This window comes from Citrobacter sp. Cpo089 (assembly GCF_030332695.1).
In the GTDB taxonomy this organism is placed as follows: domain Bacteria; phylum Pseudomonadota; class Gammaproteobacteria; order Enterobacterales; family Enterobacteriaceae; genus Citrobacter; species Citrobacter portucalensis.
On the sequence record NZ_JAOWHJ010000054.1, the window covers coordinates 240,657 to 264,744 of the forward strand.

Annotated in this window: 24 protein-coding genes; 7 read left to right on the forward strand and 17 right to left on the reverse strand. The window is 51.6% G+C overall.

Features of this window, described 5'->3' with window-relative positions:
* Positions 1-37: 37 nt before the first annotated feature.
* The gene (gene tcp / locus OGX92_RS11060; protein WP_063941119.1) at positions 38-1,693 is read left to right on the forward strand and encodes a methyl-accepting chemotaxis citrate transducer; all 1,656 of its coding nucleotides are present in this window, start codon (positions 38-40) and stop codon (positions 1,691-1,693) included.
* A 251-nt stretch (positions 1,694-1,944) separates the two neighbouring features.
* A complete protein-coding gene (gene hpt / locus OGX92_RS11065; RefSeq protein WP_003018658.1) occupies positions 1,945-2,481 on the forward strand; it encodes a hypoxanthine phosphoribosyltransferase in 537 nt (178 codons plus the stop codon).
* A 93-nt stretch (positions 2,482-2,574) separates the two neighbouring features.
* On the opposite strand, the gene can is transcribed toward hpt, so the two are convergent.
* Positions 2,575-3,237 (reverse strand): carbonate dehydratase, encoded by a 663-nt coding sequence (gene can, locus OGX92_RS11070; protein ID WP_003018654.1) that lies wholly within the window; start codon positions 3,235-3,237, stop codon positions 2,575-2,577.
* A gap of 108 nt (positions 3,238-3,345) precedes the next feature.
* Between can and OGX92_RS11075 the strand changes: the two genes are divergently transcribed.
* The 4 genes from OGX92_RS11075 to OGX92_RS11090 all read left to right on the forward strand — a co-directional run bounded on the left by OGX92_RS11075 (position 3,346) and on the right by OGX92_RS11090 (position 6,874).
* On the forward strand, positions 3,346-4,272 hold the full coding sequence (locus OGX92_RS11075) for an ABC transporter ATP-binding protein (RefSeq protein WP_003829469.1): 927 nt from the start codon (positions 3,346-3,348) through the stop codon (positions 4,270-4,272).
* Positions 4,269-5,039, forward strand: coding sequence for an ABC transporter permease (locus tag OGX92_RS11080; protein WP_003829467.1), 771 nt, complete (start codon positions 4,269-4,271; stop codon positions 5,037-5,039). Before OGX92_RS11075 ends, OGX92_RS11080 begins: the two co-directional genes overlap by 4 nt.
* Before the next feature lie 103 nt (positions 5,040-5,142).
* Positions 5,143-5,583, forward strand: coding sequence for a PTS sugar transporter subunit IIA (locus tag OGX92_RS11085; protein WP_003829464.1), 441 nt, complete (start codon positions 5,143-5,145; stop codon positions 5,581-5,583).
* A gap of 61 nt (positions 5,584-5,644) precedes the next feature.
* On the forward strand, positions 5,645-6,874 hold the full coding sequence (locus OGX92_RS11090) for a polysaccharide deacetylase family protein (protein WP_286586545.1): 1,230 nt from the start codon (positions 5,645-5,647) through the stop codon (positions 6,872-6,874).
* A gap of 5 nt (positions 6,875-6,879) precedes the next feature.
* Here OGX92_RS11090 and OGX92_RS11095 read toward each other — a convergent pair whose 3' ends face one another.
* The 16 genes from OGX92_RS11095 to thpR form a co-directional block, all read right to left on the reverse strand.
* Entirely contained in the window at positions 6,880-7,983 is a 1,104-nt protein-coding gene (locus OGX92_RS11095) for a fimbrial protein (RefSeq protein WP_286586546.1), read from the reverse strand.
* Between the two features lie 8 nt (positions 7,984-7,991).
* The gene (locus tag OGX92_RS11100) at positions 7,992-8,603 is read right to left on the reverse strand and encodes a fimbrial-like protein (protein ID WP_063941123.1); all 612 of its coding nucleotides are present in this window, start codon (positions 8,601-8,603) and stop codon (positions 7,992-7,994) included.
* A gap of 17 nt (positions 8,604-8,620) precedes the next feature.
* Positions 8,621-9,208, reverse strand: coding sequence for a fimbrial protein (locus OGX92_RS11105; protein ID WP_284962134.1), 588 nt, complete (start codon positions 9,206-9,208; stop codon positions 8,621-8,623).
* Positions 9,209-9,237: 29 nt separating this feature from the next.
* On the reverse strand, positions 9,238-9,876 hold the full coding sequence (locus tag OGX92_RS11110; protein WP_286586547.1) for a fimbrial protein: 639 nt from the start codon (positions 9,874-9,876) through the stop codon (positions 9,238-9,240).
* Between the two features lie 27 nt (positions 9,877-9,903).
* Complete coding sequence (locus OGX92_RS11115; protein WP_286586548.1) at positions 9,904-12,504, reverse strand: outer membrane usher protein; 2,601 nt, start codon at positions 12,502-12,504, stop codon at positions 9,904-9,906.
* A 59-nt stretch (positions 12,505-12,563) separates the two neighbouring features.
* A complete protein-coding gene (locus tag OGX92_RS11120; protein WP_032934256.1) occupies positions 12,564-13,310 on the reverse strand; it encodes a fimbrial chaperone in 747 nt (248 codons plus the stop codon).
* Between the two features lie 82 nt (positions 13,311-13,392).
* Positions 13,393-13,986, reverse strand: a complete 594-nt coding sequence (locus OGX92_RS11125; protein WP_003829452.1) for a fimbrial protein — start codon at positions 13,984-13,986, stop codon at positions 13,393-13,395.
* Between the two features lie 418 nt (positions 13,987-14,404).
* Positions 14,405-14,785 (reverse strand): aspartate 1-decarboxylase, encoded by a 381-nt coding sequence (gene panD, locus OGX92_RS11130; RefSeq protein WP_000621526.1) that lies wholly within the window; start codon positions 14,783-14,785, stop codon positions 14,405-14,407.
* 95 nt (positions 14,786-14,880) lie between these two features.
* Positions 14,881-15,735, reverse strand: coding sequence for a pantoate--beta-alanine ligase (gene panC / locus OGX92_RS11135; RefSeq protein ID WP_003829231.1), 855 nt, complete (start codon positions 15,733-15,735; stop codon positions 14,881-14,883).
* A gap of 11 nt (positions 15,736-15,746) precedes the next feature.
* On the reverse strand, positions 15,747-16,538 hold the full coding sequence (panB, locus tag OGX92_RS11140; RefSeq protein WP_003829230.1) for a 3-methyl-2-oxobutanoate hydroxymethyltransferase: 792 nt from the start codon (positions 16,536-16,538) through the stop codon (positions 15,747-15,749).
* A 120-nt stretch (positions 16,539-16,658) separates the two neighbouring features.
* Positions 16,659-17,150, reverse strand: a complete 492-nt coding sequence (gene folK / locus OGX92_RS11145; RefSeq protein WP_003829228.1) for a 2-amino-4-hydroxy-6-hydroxymethyldihydropteridine diphosphokinase — start codon at positions 17,148-17,150, stop codon at positions 16,659-16,661.
* Positions 17,151-17,201: 51 nt separating this feature from the next.
* Entirely contained in the window at positions 17,202-18,599 is a 1,398-nt protein-coding gene (gene pcnB, locus OGX92_RS11150; RefSeq protein ID WP_204192014.1) for a polynucleotide adenylyltransferase PcnB, read from the reverse strand.
* 71 nt (positions 18,600-18,670) lie between these two features.
* Entirely contained in the window at positions 18,671-19,567 is an 897-nt protein-coding gene (gene gluQRS / locus OGX92_RS11155) for a tRNA glutamyl-Q(34) synthetase GluQRS (RefSeq protein ID WP_003829223.1), read from the reverse strand.
* 70 nt (positions 19,568-19,637) lie between these two features.
* Positions 19,638-20,093, reverse strand: coding sequence for an RNA polymerase-binding protein DksA (dksA, locus tag OGX92_RS11160; protein ID WP_003829221.1), 456 nt, complete (start codon positions 20,091-20,093; stop codon positions 19,638-19,640).
* Between the two features lie 177 nt (positions 20,094-20,270).
* Positions 20,271-20,975: a DNA/RNA nuclease SfsA gene (gene sfsA, locus OGX92_RS11165; protein ID WP_149335387.1), complete on the reverse strand. Its 705-nt coding sequence runs from the start codon at positions 20,973-20,975 to the stop codon at positions 20,271-20,273.
* Between the two features lie 14 nt (positions 20,976-20,989).
* Complete coding sequence (gene thpR / locus OGX92_RS11170; RefSeq protein WP_003829217.1) at positions 20,990-21,520, reverse strand: RNA 2',3'-cyclic phosphodiesterase; 531 nt, start codon at positions 21,518-21,520, stop codon at positions 20,990-20,992.
* Positions 21,521-21,593: 73 nt separating this feature from the next.
* On the opposite strand from thpR, the gene hrpB reads away from it, so the two are divergent.
* Positions 21,594-24,023, forward strand: a complete 2,430-nt coding sequence (hrpB, locus tag OGX92_RS11175; RefSeq protein WP_063941128.1) for an ATP-dependent helicase HrpB — start codon at positions 21,594-21,596, stop codon at positions 24,021-24,023.
* Positions 24,024-24,088 lie beyond the last annotated feature (65 nt).

The following is a 24,088-nucleotide window of genomic DNA, read 5'->3' on the forward strand; positions in this document are numbered from 1 at the left end:
ATTGGGTACCCAATGTGAGTTCAATGGATGAAATACTATGATTAAAAATGTGCGCGTTATTACCGGCATTCTTCTGGTTCTCGCCATTTTCTGTTTGCTACAGGTCGTGACAGGAAGCTTTTTTTATTCTGCGGTAAACAATGATCGCCATAATTTCCAGAACTCAGGCACCCTGAACGCCCAACAGGAAAATCTGAGTGATAGCGTCAATACGCTGATTAAAACCCGGGTAACGGTAACCCGTGTAGCAATTCGTTTCTTAAAGAACCAACGCGATCCGGCCTCACTGGCGGCAATTGATACTTTGCTAAAAACGGCGAGTGAGTCTATGAAGAAGGCTGAGGGATACTTTGCGCATTATCAGTCATTGCCGCAGGTGTCGGGGCAGAATCCGCAAATTGCATCTGAAATGGAAAAACAGTATCGGCAGATGCACGACGTGATGGCGTTATCGATAGAGTATCTGCGCGCGAATAACTATCAAGCCTATGGCGATCTTGATGCTCAGAAGGCGCAGGATGAGATGGAAGCCAGCTATGACCAGTGGCGTAACGAAAATAACGCGCTGCTTCAGCACGCGGCGGCGGAGAATCAACACAGCTTTACCCGCATGCAATGGACATTAGGGGCAATTGTCGTCGCTGTGCTCATTGTTCTGGGCATGATCTGGAGCGGGTTGCAGCATATGCTGCTTAAACCCCTGGCGCAGATTATGGAGCATATTCGCATTATTACCCGTGGTGATTTGACCCATCAACTCGACGTCCAGGGACGTAATGAAATGGGGCGTTTGGCGACGGGCTTAGATGAAATGCGACAGTCGCTGATTTCGACAGTCACGTCGGTGCGTAACAGCTCAGAAACGATTCATAGCGGTGCAGCGGAAATCTCATCAGGTAACAACGATCTGTCTTCGCGTACCGAGCAGCAGGCCGCTTCACTTGAAGAGACAGCCGCCAGCATGGAACAGCTTACCGCGACTGTGAAGCAAAATACGGACAATGCGAAACAGGCAACTCAACTTGCTAAGAATGCGTCTGATACTGCCGCACGTGGTGGACGGGTTGTTGATACTGTCGTGCATACAATGAGTGAAATTGCCGGTAGTTCACAGCAAATTGCGCAGATCACCAGCGTCATCGACAGTATTGCTTTTCAGACCAATATCCTGGCGCTCAATGCGGCGGTTGAGGCTGCCAGAGCAGGAGAGCAGGGCCGCGGATTTGCTGTTGTGGCGGGCGAAGTCCGTACCCTGGCAAGCCGTAGCGCTCAGGCAGCCAAAGAGATCAAGGCGTTGATTGATAACTCAACCCACAGCGTGGGGATGGGATCTCAGCAGGTGTCGGACGCGGGTAAAACGATGAAAGAGATTGTCGCTGCGGTTACCCGCGTGACGGACATCATGGGGGAAATCGCCTCCGCCTCGGAGGAGCAGAGTCGGGGAATTGAGCAGGTGAGTCTCGCGGTCTCGCAGATGGACAGTGTCACACAACAAAACGCCGCGCTGGTAGAGGAGTCTGCCGCCGCCGCCGCTTCGTTGGAACAACAAGCTGAACAGTTACGCCTGGCCGTGGCGGCATTTCGCATCACTCGCGATGCCTCCAACAGTGAGCATCGAAAACCACCTAAGGATACTCCACGAGCGACCTCCGCGGGGAGTTCGCCACAAGACCCACACTGGGAAACGTTTTAGCCACAGGCTGCCGTGCGCTCCTGGTGTTGATTAATAAGCGTACAAAAAACGACGCAAACGGGTTCTCCTGTGAACTATCAGAGGAACCCGCTCTCTTTACTGGTATACTTCATCAACTGAATTGTTTGTATGCTGTCGCAAGTTTTGTGGTTAGAGCGGGTCGCCGTCTGTCAGTCGGTGTATCAACGTAAGCGCTTTCTTTCGATCTGCATGATGTGTCAACTGATAAAAATCAGTGAGTTATAGGGTTTATGAAACATACTGTTGAAGTGATGATCCCGGAAGCGGAGATCAAAGCGCGTATTGCTGAACTGGGGCGCCAGATTAACGAACGTTACAAGGACAGCGGCAGCGATATGGTGCTGGTTGGTCTGTTACGTGGCTCATTTATGTTTATGGCGGATCTGTGCCGCGAAGTGCATGTCTCTCACGAAGTCGATTTCATGACGGCATCCAGCTACGGTAGCGGAATGTCTACCACGCGTGATGTTAAAATCCTGAAAGACCTGGATGAAGACATTCGTGGCAAGGACGTGCTGATTGTCGAAGACATCATCGACTCCGGCAATACGTTGTCCAAAGTGCGTGAAATTCTGAGCCTGCGCGAGCCGAAATCCCTGGCTATTTGTACGCTGCTGGACAAACCTTCTCGTCGTGAAGTGAATGTTCCTGTCGAGTTTATCGGCTTCTCAATTCCTGATGAGTTTGTGGTCGGTTACGGCATCGACTATGCCCAGCGTTATCGCCATCTGCCGTACGTTGGCAAAGTGGTGCTGCTGGACGAGTAATTGGCTGGAGCGCCTGATGGCGCTTCGCTTATCAGACCTACGGTGTAGGTTTGTAGGCCGGGTAAGGCGTCGCCGCCTCCCGGCAATGTCACATTATTTATGGTTGCTGTGTTTCTGACTCAGGTTAGATAAGCCCTGGCGATAGCGCTGCTCCAGCGTTTCGCGGCTGGTGGCGGTGACGTCCAGATCGCGCAGCAGACCGTCATGAATGCCGTATGCCCAGCCGTGAATGGTCACTTTCTGACCGCGCTTCCAGGCTGAACGCATAATGGTTGAGTGGCCCAGGTTATAGACCTGTTCCATGACATTCAGTTCGCACAGGGTGTCCATGCGACGTTCCTGCGGCATTTCGCCCAGCAGTGAGCTGTGTTTGAACCAGATATCGCGGATGTGCAGTAACCAGTTATCAATCAGCCCCTGTTCTTTATTTTCAATTGCCGCCTGGACGCCGCCGCATCCATAGTGGCCGCATATAATAATATGTTCCACTTCCAGCACATCCACCGCATACTGAACGACTGAGAGACAGTTCAGATCGGTGTGAATAACCAGATTAGCAACATTACGGTGAACAAACAGTTCACCCGGTTCAAGACCGGTTAAACGTTCAGCGGGAACGCGGCTATCGGAACATCCAATCCATAGAAAACGCGGATTCTGGGCATGCGTCAGCGTTTCAAAAAATCCGGGATCCTCTTCTACCAGCATCTTTGACCATAGTGCATTGTTGCTGATGAGTGTATCTATGTCTTTCATGGAGTTGTACGACCCGAAGCCAGATAAATTCGATGGGCTAATATAGGGTAACTCCATCATTATTTAAACTATATATAAAATGTCAGAACGTAAGGTAAGTATAAAAACATGACCATTGCTCTGGAACTTCAACAACTTAAAAAAACCTATCCCGGTGGCGTTCAAGCGTTACGCGGCATAGATTTGCAAGTCGAAGCGGGTGATTTCTATGCGCTTTTGGGACCGAATGGCGCAGGAAAGTCCACCACCATTGGGATAATCAGCTCGTTGGTGAATAAAACCTCCGGGCGGGTGAGCGTCTTCGGGTACGATCTCGAAAAAGACACGGTTAATGCTAAACGTCAGCTTGGTCTGGTGCCGCAGGAGTTTAACTTTAACCCGTTTGAAACCGTGCAGCAGATCGTGGTCAACCAGGCGGGTTACTACGGTGTTGAGCATAAAGAAGCGGTCAAACGCAGCGAACTATATTTAAAGCAGCTCGATTTATGGGAAAAACGTAACGAGCGCGCACGCATGCTGTCTGGTGGGATGAAACGTCGTCTGATGATTGCCCGTGCGCTGATGCACGAGCCGAAATTACTCATTCTGGATGAACCAACGGCGGGCGTCGACATTGAGTTACGTCGTTCAATGTGGGGCTTTTTAAAGGATTTAAACGACAAAGGCACCACCATTATTCTGACCACCCACTATCTCGAAGAAGCGGAAATGCTGTGTCGCAATATCGGTATTATTCAGCATGGTGAGTTGGTGGAAAATACTTCGATGAAGAGCCTGCTCTCCAAACTGAAATCCGAGACTTTTATCCTCGATCTGGCGCCGAAAAGCCCGCTGCCGAAACTGGAAGGTTATCAGTACCGGCTGGTCGACACTTCCACGCTGGAAGTGGAGGTTCTGCGTGAACAAGGGGTCAACAGCGTCTTTTCTCAGCTGAGTGCGCAGGGCATTCAGGTATTGAGTATGCGTAACAAAGCGAACCGACTGGAAGAACTGTTTGTTTCTCTGGTTCATGAAAAACAAGGAGATCGCGCATGATGCAGCTTTACTGGGTTGCGCTGAAAAGCATCTGGGCGAAAGAGATCCACCGCTTTATGCGTATCTGGGTCCAGACTTTGGTGCCTCCCGTCATCACCATGACGCTCTATTTTATTATCTTTGGTAACCTGATCGGCTCGCGTATCGGCGAAATGCATGGCTTTAGCTACATGCAGTTTATTGTGCCGGGGCTGATTATGATGGCAGTGATCACCAACTCGTACGCCAACGTGGCCTCGTCGTTCTTTAGCGCCAAGTTTCAACGCAATATTGAAGAGCTGCTGGTCGCCCCGGTGCCGACGCACGTGATTATTGCCGGTTTCGTCGGCGGCGGCGTGGCGCGTGGCCTGTGCGTAGGCATTCTGGTGACGGCTATTTCACTGTTCTTCGTGCCGTTCCAGGTGCATTCCTGGGTCTTTGTGGCGCTCACGCTGGTGCTAACGGCAGTACTGTTCTCGCTGGCCGGTTTGTTGAACGCAGTCTTTGCAAAAACCTTTGATGATATCAGCCTGATCCCCACCTTCGTGTTGACGCCGCTGACCTATTTGGGTGGCGTGTTCTATTCGTTAACGCTGCTGCCGCCGTTCTGGCAGGGACTGTCGCATCTGAACCCAATTGTCTACATGATTAGCGGCTTCCGCTACGGCTTCCTGGGTATTCATGATGTTCCGCTGGTCACCACGTTTGGCGTGCTGGTGGTGTTCATTGCGGCGTTTTACTTGCTGTGCTGGTACCTGATTCAGCGCGGACGCGGCCTGCGTAGCTAATTCTTTCTTCCTCTTCCTGGCCGGGAGAGGAAGACTTTTGATGCTTATCACCATTACCGATTTATCACCCTGATAAACTACTTGCCTGCTAAGGAGGTAGGCAATGTTAGGTTGGGTAATTACCTGTCATGACGATAAGGCACAGGATATGCTGCATCGTCTGGAGAAAAAGTACGGTCCGTTGGAGCAATGTCAGGCGGTAAGTTTCTGGCGTGGGCTCAGCTCGAATATGTTAAGCCGCATGATGTGCCATGCCCTGCATGCCACCGACTCAGGCGAGGGCGTGATCTTCCTGACGGATATGGCCGGGGCCGCGCCGTACCGCGTAGCCTCGTTAATGAGCCACAAACACCCCCAGTGTGAAGTGATTTCAGGTATCAGCTACCCATTACTTGAACGAATGGTTTCGTCGCGGGAATCGCTGAGCAGTTCTGCGTTTCGCGATTGCATCGTCGCGCTTGGCGGCCCCGAAGTCACCAGCCTCTGGCATCAACAACAAAAAAATCCCCCCTTCGTGTTGAAGCATGATTTGTATGAGTATTAATCATTGGTATTGATGGCGCTTTTGCTACAATAACCGAGGTTTCTCGCCTCGGTTATCTCAGATGGTTATGCGCGTTCTGTTTGTTCTGTTGCTCCTGTTCTCTGGCAGCCTCGCCGCGGCTTTGCCTGCTCGCTATATGCAAACCACCGAAGCGGCCGCCGTATGGGCGCAGATTGGCAATAAGATGGTGACGGTCGGGAATATTCGCGCCGGGCAGATCCTTGCCGTTGAGCCCATCGCGGCAGACTATTACGAATTTACCTTTGGCTTTGGCACCGGATTTATTGATAAGGGACATCTGGAGCCGGTTCAGGGGAGGCAGAAAGTTGACGATGGTCTGGGCGATCTCAATAAACCGCTTAGCAATCAAAGCCTGGTAACCTGGAAAGATACGCCGGTGTATAACGCTCCAGATATCGGTAGCGCTCCGTTTGGCGTGCTGGCAGATAATCTGCGCTATCCCATTATCAGTAAGCTTAAAGACCGACTCAACCAGACGTGGTTCCAGATCCGCATTGGCGGCAGACTGGCTTATATCAGTGCTCTGGATGCGCAGGAAGACAACGGCATCCCGGTGTTAACGTATCACCATATTCTTCGCGATGAAGAGAATACCCGCTTTCGCCATACCTCCACGACGACCTCCGTACGTGCCTTCAGTAACCAGATGGCCTGGCTCCAGGACCGCGGCTACACCACATTGACGATGTATCAACTGGAAGGCTATGTACGCAACAATATGAACCTCCCGGCGCGGGCGGTGGTGCTGACGTTCGACGATGGCCTGAAGTCGGTGAGTCGTTATGCTTACCCGATTCTGAAGCAGTATGGCTTTAAAGCCACGGCGTTTATCATTAGTTCACGTATCAAGCGTCACCCGCAGAAGTGGGATCCGAAATCGCTGCAGTTTATGAGCCTTTCTGAACTGAACGAGATCCGCGACGTGTTCGACTTCCAGTCGCATACTCATTTCCTGCACCGTGTGGATGCCAATCACCGGCCAATCCTGCTGAGTCGAAGCTATCACAACATTCTGTTTGATTTTGCCCGTTCTCGCCGGGCGCTGTCCCAGTTCAATCCTCACGTCCTGTATCTTTCGTATCCGTTTGGCGGCTATAACACTACGGCGGTACAGGCGGCGAGCGACGCTGGTTTTCATCTGGCGGTGACGACGGTGAAAGGGAAGGTGAAGCCGGGGGATAATCCGTTCTTACTGAAGCGCTTGTATATTTTAAGAACGGATTCTCTCGAGACGATGGCGCGGCTGATCAGCAACCAGCCGCAGGGGTAAGATGTTTATTCGTAGCTGACGGTGAACGTGGCCGCATTTTCGAAAGTGCCGGCTTTAACCGTACCCAGTTTCTTTAACTGTCCGGTGAACGGAATGGAGTAACGATCATGATACCAATCGGCATCGCCTGAAAATGCTACACCAAATGCTTCGGTACCATCAAATTTGACTGAATGCCAGTTGCCGTTTACCTGTGCGGCAAGTTCGACACCAATACCTTCAGCGGTGCCACTCGCTCCATTGGTTAAATAATTGCCTGAAGCATCGCTTGGGCCATTTACTGTTATGGAGAATTTGTTCATCGAGCACTGGAATAAATCGAGTGTAAAGGTTCTCTTCTCCGTAGTGTCACCGCTGCTAAAATCGGACGTGTAGAAATCACCAAAGTTAACGGTGCGATCATAAGCATCGCCATTGACGCCGTAGCTTCGGCAAGTGGGTTCGGCTAATGTGAATAACACCGAACCACTGCTGATATTCATCGTGACTTTATTTGCGTACAGCGTTCCCATCTGCATAGAGCCGATGGTGCCGCCTATGGCCCTTACCTGTGTCTGCCCTGGATGAGGGCGATACTCCGGGGTCTGGTACAGCGTGAAAAAGACATCCCAGTTTTTTTCACTCCCTTTATAACCTGCACTGGAAGCGCTACTTTTTGTTGTTTTTCCCTGAGGCGGCAGGTTTAAATACAATTGCTGACCGCCAAGGCAGTTACTCGTACATCTGACCACATAGGTATAAACAATACCTGGGACGTTGGTTTTTAGTAGCCCAACCGTCGCACCGTCAGTGTATGTTGCCGTGTAGGTGGCATCCACCATACTGGCATCGGGTGGGAATAATTCAACGACGTTATTGGTACCTTCAACAGGGCACGTTATTACGTCACTCATACCGGAAAACAGTAGAGAACTTTCTGGGTTGACATCAGTGAAGGGTTCCGGCAGCGTCAGGCCACCTATTGCCCCAATAGCCTGGTTGCTCGTCCAGACATCAGGCAGTGTAATCGTATAATTTTTACTGAACCAACAGTTATACGCCAGTGCCTGTCCTGCAAATGTAGAGAGCACACAGAAGAGTAACGGCAGTAAATAACGCAATTTCATCATAAATCCCTTTATTGATAGGTAACGTCGACCACCACATTACTGGTGATGACTCCGTTGCCTACGTCGCCGGTGTTCTGATAACGGGCGTAAAACGCGTAATCCGCAGGAAAGCGCGGTTCGGCTTTCCCGGAAAGGTCATACACCACATCGGAACTGCCATCATCGTTCAATACGTTGGTATGGAACGCTTCAGAAAAAACCACTACCCCAACGTTACTGGCCTGGCCGCTGGTGGCATTATTGGCAAACACGCGTTTGTTAAGCGGGTCAATACCAAATTGCGGCGTAAACTGAAAATGAACCTGCTGGCTGTTGTTGCTTTCCGTACCGGAAATATCGCAGCTGACCACCTGGATGACAAACGGCGTACCGCCTGCGTCGGTCTCTGGCTGCAGGCGGTTGCTGTTATCTGCGTTGTAAAACCAGTCTTGAGACACTGTGGGCAACGTCACATCACTACCGTCTTTTAAATTTATCTGGCAAGTATTCGCAAGGATCCTGGCCGTAAAATTCACGTTCACTCCGCTGTCCTCCGCTGGACTGGCGGCAGACCATAGCCCCGCTGCCAGCGCAGCCAGTAAAACGAAGATGGGTTGTGTAGAAAGGAGTTTCTGTTGCATTGTTGCCCATCCATGGCTTATTCGTAACTTATTGAAAAGGTAACGGGTGCAGTAGCTGTGCCGACGCCAATGTCTGATGCCGTTTTACCGTTTGCCAGTACCAGGGTGGCGTACATATCAAAGGTGACGCCATCATCTGTTCTGTTGGTAAATCTATGGTGGATCGTGTCATCCACGCCCGTGGGGGTCATTGCACAGTTAAGCGGATGCGGTGTTTTCTTTGCGCTGTGCTCTTCCTGATGTATTTGTATGGAGGTGTTGGTATTTGTCGCGTCGTTAGTGGGGTAATTGGTGCTGTCGCAGGTGCCGCCGGTTGCCTGCGCGGTAATATAAATATCGGCTACCCCCGCACACTCTTTGAATGCGATGTAAAACGGTTTTTGGGCCGTAGCTGTCCCAACATCCTCTTTATAGAGATCGCCAATATTGACGGTGCTCGTCGCGGCACCTGTTCCGTCCTGAATCTCAAAATTACATGTGCCAGGAATAAGTTCAGATGAAAACGTAATGGCTAATGAGTCAGTACCCGTCGTTGCGGCATAGCTCACCGTGCTGAATAACCCGCCAGCCATCACCAGGGCGAGAAAAAGAGAATTATATTTCATTGTAGCGCTCCGTAATATCATCGCTGGAATTATTCATAGTCAAAGTTAAACGTTGCGATCGCGTTAAACTTACCCGAGGTCAGGCCCGTAATAAGGGTCGTGGTTGGAACTAAATGGGCAATCAAGTCCAGTTGTTTTCCATCACCCACTTCACTGGCTGTGTCCCAGAGAATCACTTCTGAACCATCCGTGCTCGCGGTCTTACTCGTGAAGATGGTGAACGGTTGATCTGGTGCGCTGGCACGAGCAATCTTCACACCGACGCCTTTTGCATCGCCATCAGCTATGCTACTGGGAACTAATACTTTGTTGCCGTTTTGGGTGCCTGTAATGGTCGTTTTAATGCTTTGCAGCGATGCTGGGCAGCCACTGGCCTTGATATTAAAGGCGGCGATAGTTGGGCCCGAGGTCGCGGTACTGTTTTGCTCATTGATGAGATCACCCAACGTGACCTTGTGATCGGCGTCGCCAATGTAAACAGTGGCTGCGCCGCCCGCGGCACCATCATTAACCGCCATGTTGCAGGTCGTTGCCAGTATTCTGGCGGTAAACGTGACATCAAATTGACTTGGTGTCGCATGGCTTGTGAGAGGAATGGCAGAACCAATGGCCAACGCCAACATGGCGATCGGCAGACCACGGCAATATTTAACGTTTTGATGTGTCATTAAGGAAGCTCCCTGTAAAATAATGACTTATTGCATATGGCAGCGCTGACCATTCAGGACGGTGGTTAAACCCGCCTTGAGTGCGCTATCCGTAATTTTATAATGGACGGTACAGTCGCTATCTGCTTCGTTACCCCAGACCACCCGCAGATTGCCTTCTTCTTCCACGCCGCGCACATAGGCTTGTCCCGCCTGACCCACAACGCCAACCCGTTCGCCTTTCTCGCTCAGAACATCGGCACCCAGCGGGATAAAGCCCTTATCATCGCGCAATAATTCAAGGATGACCGAACGGCCTTCGTCAGTGGCAAACTCGACTTTTACCACTGCGCCATCGCGCGGTACGACGTTTTCACTGGTATTTTTCACTTCCACATCACGCTCCAGCGTGCTGATATTTAATCCCACGCGGTTTTCACGGTAGGCGGAGGCGTAAGGCATAAGCGCGTAACCGGAGCTATTCAACTCACCCTGTCCGTAGCCCAGTTTTGCGCCTTCGGCACCGCTGGCGTGAACGAGAATAATGGGGGCGTTGTTGTCTAATGAACCGGGTGACAGAGTTACGCCGCCTGAGTGCAGCACCATCCCGCCGTTATAGCTCGCGGAATACTGCCTGCTGCCATCGTCAGAGAACGAGGACGAAACAGAGAGCGGCCCGTATGGGCTTCGCCATGAACCATAGCCACTCACCTGATTCAGGTTACTATCATCATTGTTGATATTGTTGGCCGTGCTGATGGAGTAGTTAAACAACCCGTTCCGGGCGCTGCCGCTCGCGGAGTTATTGATATTGGCGCTGCCTTTTGTATCGCTATTTACGCTCATATTCAGCGTGTTGAAACCGGCAACACCTTTACCATCGCTGGAGAACACATCCAATGGGACGCTGATGCTAAAGTAGATACTATCGTCGCGCTCCCCTTCTTCGTCGTAGGAGCGTTGCACGGAGAGGCTATAACTGCCGTAGCGGAAGCTGTTGCTGTAGCCGATGTTATAGCTGGAGGTGTTACCACTGTTGTTCCAGTAATCTTCCCAGGAACCAGAGGCATAGAAAGAGCCGTAATTTTCCCCGTAAAAGTCCAGCGGTTGGCTAATGCTTACCTGATACTGGTTTTTTGTACGCTGATAGTTGCTGTAGAGCGCTTCGCTAGAGTCGTAGATGCTGCGATCGTCGCGACCATGTTTAATGTCGTCGTTAAGCTGCGCCGCATCGCTCAGGCTGAGATAATCTTTCGTTGAGAAGCGATATGCCGCGATGTTGAATGACGTGTCGGTCGCTTCGATCATTTTACTGTAGGTCAAACGGTAGCTCTGACCTGAGAGCGAGCCCAGATTCTCAATATCCGCCTGTGAGTGCGTGACGTCCAATGCAAAAGCACCGATACGCGTATTCATCGCGACACCCAACAATCCAGCGTAAAAATCCATATCGGTAAACTGCACGCCAGCATAACCGGTAAAGGTGTTATTGATGCCGTAATAACCGGTGGCATAGCCGACCTGGGGGGCATCATACAGTGAGTCATTGTTCAGCTCACCCGCGCCAAACTCCCAGCGTGTAGCTCCAGGACGCACCATTTGCGTCACAGAAGAGTAAGGCACCACAAAGGTATGCTTGCTGCCGTCAGACTCTTCAACAGTCACTTCGAGATCGTTACCAAAACCGGTGGTACTCAAATCATTTAATTCGAATGGCCCTGGCGGGACGGTCGTTTCATATATTTTTCGGCCGCTTTGCTCGACGCTGACTTTGGCGTTGCTGTTGGCGACGCCACGGATTACAGGCGAATAGGAGGTAGTCCCTTCCGGGCGCATGCGGTCATCGCTGTACAAACGCATCCCGCGAATACTGACGGAATCAAAGGTATCGCCATCGGTGTAGGTTTCACCCGCCACAAGTTGAGCGGATAGCACGGGAATATCGCGTTGGAGATAAATATCCTGGCTGGTGTACGATGTGCCATTGTCGCTATCCCAGTCCAGAGTGCCGCGAGAACGCAGATGCCATGCCCCCAAATTGAGGCCATATTGCAGGCCCGCATAGGCGGTATCCGTTGTATAACCATCGGTTTCCCGGTGCCAGCTGTTAATATTGTATGATAATAACGCTGCGGGAATACCCGCATCCCATAAAGACGGATCGACATAACCCGGTGGACGCTTTAACACGTAAAGTTGTGGCACGGTCAATTCCAGAACCAGTTTTGAACTGTCGAAATTCACCGATGAACTGGGATAGATTGTTTTAACATCGACGCAGGTCGATTCACCCATGCTATCATCTGGCACGGCTTTGATATCAACACCGGCTTGTTTAAGCAGTTGAGCCGTAATACAAGGCGTGGCGCGGGATGTGCCGTTGTCTTTAAACTCCACCTCTTGCGTAACGGTATTTATTCCGTTTAGGCTGATTTTGACCCGATAAATACCCGGCGGAACAGGGTTGCCCTGAGCATATCTGTTAACATCAACAGTGCTGCCCATATTCAATAAAAATTGCTCGTTAAATTCTACCTGTTCTTCAGCTTCAGGCTTAGTTGATTGCGTAGATGTATTTTCAGCTGCCTGAGTCGAAAGCGGGAACGTCGCGCTGATAGCGAGGCATAATAAAGAGCGTCGAAAAAACATAGCAACCCCAGAAAATAAATGAAGATGGTTCTTATATATGATGTTATGTATTAACTCGTTTATTTTGTTACTTTAGATACTATTTTCTCGGTGCCGCCATAATCATTAATGGCGATATATTCCACTTCACCACTGGTCGTACTGCTAAGACCTTTTACTGGCATCGTTTCACTAGAGAAGGGTTTAATTGACTGTGTATTAATTTCATATTTTTTGTCGCCAATTTTAAATACTGCACCAGAGATGGAAACGTTGTACGGGGAGTCATTGCGGCCAACAACAGACAGCTTGCCACCTTGCAGCGTTTGTGACCATTTCACTTGTTTCATCGCTTCTTTGGCGGTGCCTTTCAGCCCATCAGGACGGAAAAACATCTTAATACGGGTGCGAAAAGCGAGCTGCAATTGGTTCTGGCTTTCACCGTCTTTTTGGGCCGATTTTTTGGGGATTTCCAGAACGTTAAACCAGAATAACGACTCCCGATCCTGTGCTAACGGTTGATTCAGATAGGTCACACGGACAGACTGGCCTTTGCCAGGATCCATTCGCGTAATCGGCGGTGTTATGACAAACGGCAATTTTAATTCTTGTGGGCTGACATTTGCGCGTCCGTCGTCTATCCAGATTTGCAACAGCAGTGGATTTTGACCACGGTTGGTCATATTCACAATCACATCTTTCATGGATTGTTGGTAAACAATTCGCGTGCCGGAGATCACAACATCGGCGCTACTCTGAAAAGAGGCGAAACCAATAACTGCGGCTATAAGCGTTTTTAACCCTGTTTTCGTGTGTGAGCTGAACATCATGGGATCCACTTCCTTTTGGATTAGAAAGAAACATCCCCTGGAGTCGCCAAGGGATGTAGAAAGGCAACGGCCTTATTACTTATTCATAGCTAATGGTGTAAGTGGTATAAGCGGTAACGGTACCATCAGTCACGGCAGTATCTGTCTTGGTGTAGGCAACTTTATAAGTCAGTGAAGCATGACCGTTTGCATCTAACGGTTGTTTCTGGTCATTGTTTGCCTGACCCATTTTGACCTGGCTGTTGTCAGCGTTTTTCAGCACCAGTGCAACGTTATCGGCTGCGCCTTCAATATTTTCTTGCGGGAACAACAGGCCGCTAGAGTCGGTAGTTGTGCCGTTAAACGTATTGAACTGTACGCTGATATTTTTGTTTTCGTCTGGAGTGACTGTACCTGGGCAAGTTACATCCATAGTGAAGTTAGTTTCACCGAGAACACTGGCTACGTCGTTATTAGAAGCACCAGTGAAGTCAGTAATGTCTACAGTTTTCAATGCAACTTTGAAATCTTCTTGGTTCTGAGTCACTGAATCGGCCAGCATTTTAACAGTACAGGTATTCGGGTTTACCAGACCGTTAAACTGGATGTGACCAGCGTTGAGATTCTCTGCCATTGCAGAACCAGACATGATAGCCATTACTGCTACAGCCAGTGTGTATTTTTTAAATGCCATGATAATAAATATCCATATTGATTGATAGGGACTAAAGATATAATTTATATCTTTAGCTTCTTGCCGTTAAATATAACATCTAATTGAGTTATATATTAATTTTCGAGGAGTGTATTAGATGTGGGTTGTCAGCATCAAATTAGTTTATGTGTAATGATTTTTAAATTTTTCTAAAATAAATTCAATGTATGTTTTTGTTTTATTTTATTTGTTTTTTAGATAATAAGGGGAGGGGTGATGTTTTTATATCATATAATTTATTTCTCTAAAGTGTATTTGATATTTTTTATTTGAATATTATTTATTTGAGCATTATTTATGATGATTAACGTCTGTTGTTATGTTGATTTTTTGGGGGAGAGACTTAAAAGGAGTCATGATTAATTGACTCCTTGTATATAAATTTTGAATACCTGTTTTAGGCAACCTGTACCGGAATCGCTTTTGCTGTGCGCTTCATTTCGTTGTCACCTTCGAAGTAAGCCACTTTCGGACGCCATGTACGGGCTTCTTCGTCAGACATGGTGACGAAGCTTGCGATAATCACAATGTCGCCAACTTCAGCGCAGTGTGCCGCTGCACCGTTCACCGAGATGATTCTGGAGCCGCGTTCAGCCGCAATGGCATAGGTTGAGAAACGTTTACCATTGGTCACGTTCCAGATATCAATAGCTTCGTTTTCCAGAATACCTGAGGCATCAAGGAAATCCTGGTCGATGGCGCAGGAGCCTTCGTAATGCAGGTCCGCCTGCGTGACTTTTACGCGGTGGAGCTTGCCTTGCAGCATGGTGCGAATCATAACTTCTATACCCTGTCGTTTACCTTGGCTAAGCAGGCGCGACTGGCCTGCTTTGAGAAATCTTCAGGCAGTATTGCCCGATTTTTAACCCCTGTCTACTGGGCTAATGTAACGCTTTGATTATCGATCAGACGTGCCTGACCCAGCCATGCAGCGGCCAGAATCACCGCGCGTTTACTGGTTTCAGTCAACTCCAGCAGCGTGTCGGCATCACGAATCTGAATATCGTCGGCGCGGAAGCCTTTTTCATTCAGTTCTTGTTCGGCAATGGTAATAATTTCTTGCAGCTCACGATTACCCGCAATCAGCTTTTCAGCGATACCGTTCATCACGTTGTGCAGGCCTGGCGCAATTTTACGCTGTTCTGCCGTCAGATAACCGTTACGTGAGCTGAGGGCCAGACCGTCTTTGGCGCGAATAATCGGTACGCCAACGATCTCAATGTCATAACCCATGTCCGCTACCATTTTGCGGATCAGCGCCAGCTGTTGGAAATCTTTTTCACCAAAGCAGGCGATATCGGGTTGGATCAGGTTAAACAACTTGCTGACGATAGTGGAAACACCACGGAAGTGGCCTGGACGGCTGGCACCTTCCAGCATGGTAGAGAGACCGGGAACATCAACGAAAGTCTGGCCTTCCAGACCATGCGGGTAGATCTCTTCAACGGCCGGAGCAAAGACATAATCGACTTTACGCTTGTTCAGCTTTTCGCAATCTTCCTGCAGGGTACGCGGATAGCGCACCAGATCGTCCGGTCGGTCAAACTGCATCGGGTTAACGAAAATGCTGACGAACACCACATCAGCCCGCGCTTTTGCTTCATCGACCAGTTTCATATGGCCGTCGTGCAGGTTGCCCATGGTGGGAACCAGAGCGACGCGTTTACCTTCCTGACGCAGACGACGAATATGCTGGCGCAGCAGCGGCAGGGTTTCAATGATTAACACAACAAGACTCCTTAATGGAAACTGTGCTCTTCGCCCGGATAAACGCCGGACTCCACTTCAGCCATATACTGCCGCACTGCGGCGCGCATGTCGCCTGCTTCATTGAGGAAATTCTTCGCAAATTTCGGGATGTGGCCGCCGGTAATGCCAAACGCATCATGCATAACGAGAATTTGTCCGTCGGTGACGTTACCGGCGCCAATACCAATCACCGGAATCGACAGCGCTTCCGTGACGCGCTTCGCCAGCTCAACCGGCACGCACTCCAGCACCAGCAGCTGAGCGCCAGCGGCTTCTAAGGCCAGCGCATCATCCAGCAGTACCTGCCCGGCGTCGCCGCGGCCCTGAATTTTATAACCGCCGAAGATATTCACCGACTGGGGCGTTAATCCCAGATGGCCGCAAACCGGCACCGCGCGTTCGGTGAGCATTTTCACCGTATCTACCAGCCAGGCGCCGCCTTCGATTTTGACCATATTAGCGCCCGCGCGCATAACCACCGCAGCGTTTTCAAACGCCTGCTCCGGAGTGGCATAAGCCATAAACGGCAGGTCGGAGAGCAGTAGACAGTTAGGCGCGCCACGACGCACGGCACGAGTGTGGTAAGCGATATCTTCAACGGTCACGGGCAGAGTGGAGTCATGCCCCTGAATCGTCATGCCCAGCGAGTCGCCAACCAGCATCACATTGATACCTTCGTCGGCAAATAACTTAGCGAAGCTGTAGTCGTAGGCGGTAATTGTCGCGAAGCGTTTTTTCTCTTGCTTGCATTTCTGCAGCAGTGAAATGGTGGTGGGTTTCATAACATTTCCTGATGATGAAAGTCATATTTATCGGCATTCTAACAGTCACATTCAGGGGGGCAATTGTTTTAAGCAATCGTTTGGCGCTAAAGCAGTAAACGCTAAAGGGGAGAAGATACTTTACCAGTGTGCAGGTTTTGCAGCACCAAGATGGGTGAGGTGCTGATGCAGGCTGATACCATCCGGAAAGATAAGCTCAGGGGCAATTTCGAATAACGGCCACAGCATAAAACCACGGTTTTTCATGTCGTAGTGCGGTACCGTCAGACGTTCGGTGTTAATCACCTCATCGCCAAACAGCATAATGTCGAGGTCCAGCGTTCGTGGCCCCCAGCGTTCGGCTTTGCGCACCCGGCCCTGCTGTAACTCAATACGTTGGGTATGATTGAGCAATTCTTCCGGCGCGAGGGTGGTTTCCAGCGCGACGGCGGCGTTCAGGTAATCGGGTTGATCCTGTGGGCCTAATGGCGGTGTACGGTAGAACGAGGAGACAGCCACGATTCGGCTGTCAGGGATTTCACCGATCGCTTTAACGGCAGCATTAACCTGCTCCAGAGGGGAGGCTAAATTACTGCCGAGGGCGATATATACCCGTCGTTTTTCAAGCTGCATCTGTGTCACCACCTTGATGCGACTCGAAATTTGTTGGGTATACGTGATGGGTCATGCGGAACCTTCACGGCGTGGCGCGCGTTTACGCGGGCGACGATGGCGCCGACGTGCGTCTGGCTCTTCATCCAGCTCGTTCAGCATACCTTTTTGTTCCGGCGGCGCAGAAACCTGGAATTCACCCCACCATTTCGCCAGTCGCTGCAATTCCGCATTGTGTTCGACTTCGGCACGCAGCGCTAACAGGTCGTAAGCTGCACGGAACTTTGGATGTTCCATCAGCTTCCAGGCGCGTTTACCCTGGCGACGGGACATCCGTAGCTGCAACTGCCAGATATCGCGGGTCAGCGAGGTCAGACGTTTCGGGATCGCCAGCGAGCGGCAGGCTTCGTCCAGCACGTCGTTCATTGCCAGCGCGAAAGCGTCGTAGTAGGCCAGACCGCTTTCTTGCGCAATTTTCTGTGCGGCTTCCAGTAGCGGATACCAGAACATTGCCGCGAACAAGAAGGCCGGGTTAACGCGCATATCATTGTGAATGCGGTTGTCGGTATTCTTCAATACCTGGGCAATGATGCGTTCCATTGGGCTGTCACCGTCTTCGGTGAAGTAGCGCGTAATGGTGGGGAACAGCGGCTGGAACAGGCTGTACTCACGCAGCTTTTTATAGGTTTCGTATCCATAGCCCGCCTGTAATAGTTTGAGTGCTTCTTCAAACAGGCGTGCGGGAGGAATATCGTTAAGCAGCGTTGCCAGACGCGGGATCGGCTCTGCGGTTTCCGGGCTGATACGCATGTCGAGCTTGGCGGCAAAGCGTACGGCGCGCAGCATGCGCACAGGATCTTCGCGATAGCGCGTTTCCGGATTACCGATCAGGCGAATGATACCCTCTTCGAGATCCTGCATTCCCCCGACGTAATCACGTACGGTGAAATCGGCCACGCTGTAATACAGGCTGTTAATCGTGAAGTCGCGACGCTGGGCATCTTCTTCAATGGAGCCGAAGATGTTGTCGCGCAGCAGCATTCCGTTTTGTCCGCGCTGGGATGTTGTGCGATCGGACTCGCTGCCTTCATGATGACCGCGGAACGTCGCCACTTCGATAATTTCAGGGCCGAACATGACATGGGCCAGACGGAAACGGCGACCGACCAGGCGACAGTTACGAAACAGTTTGCGCACCTGATCCGGCGTTGCGTTAGTGGTGACATCAAAATCTTTCGGCTTTTTGCCCAGCAAAAGATCGCGTACACCACCGCCAACCAGCCATGCCTCGTATCCGGCCTTATTGAGCCTGTACATTACCTTCAGGGCATTTTCACTGATATCTTTGCGGGAGATAGAGTGCTGCTCACGCGGAATTACCGTCATATGTGGACGGGCGACGGCGAGCTCAGCCTCGCGCTCCTCGCGGCTTAGCACCTTGCGGCAAAAATTAGCGACTCGGGTAAAAATAGTGCACCTCGGTAGTGTCAAACTTCAATCAGAACAAGTGTTGCTGTGTAAAAATAGCGGCTAATCATAGCTCAGCATGATGCATTTGAGAATGCCGGATTTAAGATCGCCGATTCAGGCACCGCTGTCAGACGCCAGTTCTCAACGGCAAACGCCAGGATCTGGTCGACACGCATCTCCTGCCACGGGATATCGGCACGTTGGCCGAGAAAGCGTAGCGCGGCAATAATCACCGGACGCGGATCGCCTTGCGGCAGCGCAGGTGCATGATTTTGTTTTGAAAGTTTAGCGCCTTGTTCGTTGAGCGCCAGCGGAAGATGAATATAGTCAGGCGCTTGCCAGCCAAACTGCTGATACAAAGAGATTTGCCGCACCGTGGGTTCGATAAGATCGGCGCCGCGTACAATCTCCGTTACGCCCTGAAAGTGGTCATCAACCACCACGGCGAGGTTATAGGCAAACAGCCCGTCGCGTCGGTGGATAATAAAATCTTCGCCTGCAAGCTGAGGGTCAGCCTGAATCACCCCGCGCAACTGGTCCGTAAACTGCATTACCGGATGGCGTTGCTTAATGCGAACTGCGGCCTGTTCAGGTCCGCAGCGCAGCTCACGGCAGTGACCATCGTAAATACCGCCGACGCTTTGAATACGCGCCCGCGTACAGGTGCAGTAATAGCTCAGATCCTGCTGGTGTAGCCAGGCGAGCGCCTCGCGGTAGGCGTCATGACGCTGAGATTGCCATAAAATATCGCCATCCCAGTGCAGTCCGTAATGTTCCAGCTGACGCAGAATCGTATTTGCAGCACCGGGAACTTCACGAGGGGGGTCAATATCTTCAATGCGTACTCGCCAGATTCCGCGCCGGGCACGAGCCTGCAGGTAACTGCCGAGGGCGGCAATCAGTGAACCGAAATGCAGTTCGCCGGAGGGGGAAGGGGCGAAGCGGCCAATATAATGTGAATCGCTCATTTTGCGGACTAACAAATAATAAGGCGGGAGATGCTCCCGCCTGTAGTAAACGTGGTAAAAATGACCGGAATTAACCTGCCATTTGTTTTTCGCGGATTTCTGCTAGCGTTTTACAGTCGATGCACAGATCGGCTGTCGGACGCGCTTCCAGACGGCGAATACCAATTTCTACGCCGCATGATTCGCAGTAGCCGAAATCTTCGTCTTCTACTTTCTTCAGCGTCTTCTCGATCTTTTTGATCAGTTTGCGCTCACGGTCACGGTTACGCAGCTCAAGGCTGAATTCTTCTTCCTGTGCGGCGCGGTCCACCGGATCAGGGAAGTTAGCCGCTTCGTCTTGCATATGAGTTACGGTGCGATCGACTTCATCCCTAAGTTGATTGCGCCATGCCTCAAGAATACGCCTGAAGTGCGACAGCTGGGCTTCGTTCATATACTCTTCGCCCGGTTTCTCCTGGTACGGCTCCACCCCAGCGATGGCGAGAATACTCAGGGACGATGTTTTACGGTTTTGCCCTTCTTGCATGTTGCTTCTCCTTAACACGCACTATCGATCCCCATGTTCGGGGGAAAAATCAGGTCGCTATAAATAGCAGATGCTTTTCCGGATAGCAATTATCTAAACGTAACACTTGACAACCCTGTGAGGAAAAGCGTATTTGCCCACGCGCCCGGAATACTAATTGACCAGATATTTACACCATTACAAGGTAATGGGCAACGGCTCTTTAAGAGTCATACCGTGGGCAGAAAGTTCCGCTTTATAAACCAGAATTTCTACCCCCTTAAGCTGTGCTTCAACTAATAATTGCGCATATTTCGCATCGATATGGCGCGCGGGTGAAAACCGTGTAATGGCTGAATGTAGCACGGCGAAAAATATCACTGCCCGCTTGCCTTCAGCCGCTACGCTCATCAATTCCCGAAGATGCTTCTGACCTCGTTCAGTGATGGCATCGGGAAAATAACCCTGTTCTTTTTCCGCCAACGTGACTGATTTCACTTCAATATAGCAGTCAGGTCGGGAATCTGCCTGTAACAAAAAGTCGATGCGGCTCCCTTCGGCACCGTATTTTACTTCACTTTTCAAAGTGCTGTAGCCTGAAACTTCCGAAATTAACGCCTGCTGAATCGCCTCTTTCGTTAATCTGTTGGCCCACAGCGTGTTAACACAAATAAATTCACCGGATTGAGTTTGCGTTAATTCCCAGGTATGTGGATATTTGCGTTTAGTATTTTCTGATGTCGAATACCAAACGGTGTCACCTGGCATTGCGCATCCGGTCATCGCACCGGTATTTGGGCAGTGTAGCGTTAACTCTGTGCCAGCTGGTGTGATCACATCCGCTAAAAAGCGCTTATAGCGCTGAATGAGCGTTGCAGGTTGTAAAAGTGGAGAAAATTGCATAAACAGTCCTTTGATTATTCAGTCAGCGTCCAGCGTTGCAACTGCGTGTAACGCGTGCGTCCTCGTGCAAATGAGGAGGAATAAAGCGCAAATTCCGTGACTGGAAACGACCAGCCAAAGCCCGGTGGCGGGATTGGCACCGCGTGGCCGGCATCGCGCAGCAGCGTGATATGTGGATGAAACGGCTGCGGGCTCTGGTAGCAACCGCTGCGTGCGGCCTGTGCCCGCAGCATATTCGCCAGTTGCAGCAGTCCGCGCGGCGGCTGACGCATTCCCAGCCACACAACCCGGGATCGCAACCATTGCCCGGCATCATCGAATTTGAGCGTAAAACCCGGCTGGCGAATACGTCCCGCGAGTTGCGACAGCGCCTGCTGCTTCTCGTCGCTGACGTCGCCTAGAAAGGCCAGTGTCAGATGCAAATTATCAGACGCGACGGGACGACCCGCTTCCGGGGGGAACTGCGCGGCTCGCCAGTGGATTAGCTGCTCCCGAACCTCGCCTGGCAATTCAATCGCAAAGAACAGCCTTTTTGGCTCAGACATGATGGATACTCGGTTATGAATTAACGCGATGCTACAATGCAGCGCGAAGAATGTTAACCCTCTGGAGTCATTTGTGACGTCGTTGCCCGTTGCCGCCGTAGTGCCTGAACTGCTTACCGCTCTTGATACCTCGTCGCAGGTTTTGCTGACGGCGCCGACCGGTGCCGGGAAATCGACCTGGCTGCCGTTACGACTTCTTGAGCATCGCAGTATCAAGGGACGGATTATTTTGCTGGAGCCGCGGCGCCTGGCAGCGCGTAACGTGGCGCAGCGGTTAGCGGAATTGCTGAATGAAAAGCCTGGCGAGACCGTGGGTTATCGCATGCGCGCGCAAAGCTGCGTAGGGCCGCAGACCCGGCTGGAAGTGGTAACAGAGGGCGTCCTGACGCGGATGATCCAACGCGATCCCGAGCTGACGGGCGTCGGGCTGGTGATCCTCGACGAATTTCACGAACGGAGTTTACAGGCTGATCTGGCGCTGGCGCTATTGCTGGATGTGCAGCAAGGGCTGCGGGACGATCTGAAACTGTTGATCATGTCCGCCACTCTGGATAACGGGCGTTTGCAGCAGATGTTGCCCGATGCGCCGACGATCGTTTCTGAAGGCCGCGCATTTCCCGTTGAGCGGCGGTATCAGCCGTTGGCGGCGCATTTGCGTTTTGATGAAGCGGTGGCGATAGCGACGGCGGAGCTATTGCGCCATGAAAGCGGGTCACTGCTGCTATTTTTACCGGGTGTGGGCGAAATCCTGCGCGTACAGGAACAATTGGCTACGCGTGTGGGCAGCGATGTTGTGCTGTGTCCACTGTATGGCGCGTTAACGCTTTCCGAGCAGCGTCAGGCGATTGTGCCGGCGCCACAAGGCAAACGCAAAGTGGTGCTGGCCACCAATATTGCTGAAACCAGCTTGACGATCGAAGGCATCCGACTGGTGGTGGACTGCGCTCAGGAACGCGTGACGCGCTATGACGTGCGTACCGGTCTGACGCGACTGATTACCCAGCGCATCAGCCAGGCTTCGATGACTCAGCGCGCGGGACGTGCAGGTCGTCTGGAGCCCGGTATTTGCCTGCATCTGCTTGCCAAAGAGCAGGCAGAAAGAGCGGCAGCGCAGGGTGAAGCGGAAATATTGCAGAGCGATCTGTCCGGGCTACTGATGGAGTTGCTGCAATGGGGATGTACCGACCCTGAGCAACTGAACTGGCTGGATACGCCGCCCGCCATCAACCTGCAGGCGGCAAAACGGCTGTTGCAGATGCTGGGCGCGCTTGAGGGCGACAGGCTTAGCGCCACGGGGCAGAAAATGGCGGCGTTGGGTAACGATCCTCGTTTAGCGGCGATGCTGGTCGGTGCCAAAAATAATACCGAAGCGGCTACGGCGGCAAAACTGGCTGCGATTCTGGAAGAGCCGCCGCGCGGTGGCAGTACCGATCTAACCGTGGCATTTTCGCGAAACCAGCCTGCCTGGCAGCAGCGCAGTCAACAGTTGCTGAAACGGCTTAATGTTAGCAGCGGACAGCCGGACAGCACGCTGCTCTCCCCGTTGCTGGCGCGGGCGTTTGCCGATCGGATCGCGCGCCGACGTGGGCAGGAAGGACGCTATCAACTGGCGAATGGCATGGGCGCAATGCTGGATGCCGATGATGCCTCAGGACGCCATGAATGGTTGATAGCGCCACTTTTGTTGCAGGGCAGCGCTTCGCCAGACGCGCGTATCTTGCTGGCTCTGCCGCTGGATATCGAGTCGCTGATGCAGGCATGTCCTGAGCTGCTACAACAGTCCGACACCATCGAATGGGATGAAACCCAGGGAACGTTAAAGGCATTGCGTCGGTCGCGCATTGGTCAGCTCACGGTAAAAGTACAGCCATTGGCCAAACCTTCGGAAGAGGAGTTGCACCAGGCGATGTTGAACGGCATTCGCGATAAAGGGCTAAGTGTGCTCAACTGGACGCCGGAAGCTGAGCAGTTTCGCCTGCGTCTGCAATGTGCGGCAAACTGGTTGCCAGAATACGACTGGCCCGCGGTAGATGAGGAGTCTCTGCTGGCGACGCTGGAGAGCTGGCTGCTGCCGCACATGAGCGGTGTACACTCGTTACGTGCATTAAAAGCACTCAATATGGGGCTGGCGTTGCGCGGTTTGCTGGATTGGTCAATGCTGCAACGTCTGGATAGTGAACTGCCAGCGCATTACACTGTGCCGACGGGAAGCCGGATTGCCATTCGCTATCATGAGGATAATCCTCCGGTATTGGCAGTTCGGATGCAGGAAATGTTTGGTGAAGCAAAGACCCCAACCATTGCCCAGGGGCGCGTGCCGCTGGTGCTGGAGCTGCTGTCGCCGGCCCAAAGACCGTTACAGGTGACGAGCGATCTGAGCGCGTTCTGGCAGGGATCGTACCGTGAGGTGCAAAAAGAGATGAAAGGGCGTTATCCCAAACATGTCTGGCCGGACGATCCGGCGAATACCGCGCCAACGCGGCGCACCAAAAAGTATTCGTAATGAAACGGTAGGCCGGATAAGGCGTTATGCCGCATCCGGCGAAAGAGCGGTAATAATTGAGAGAT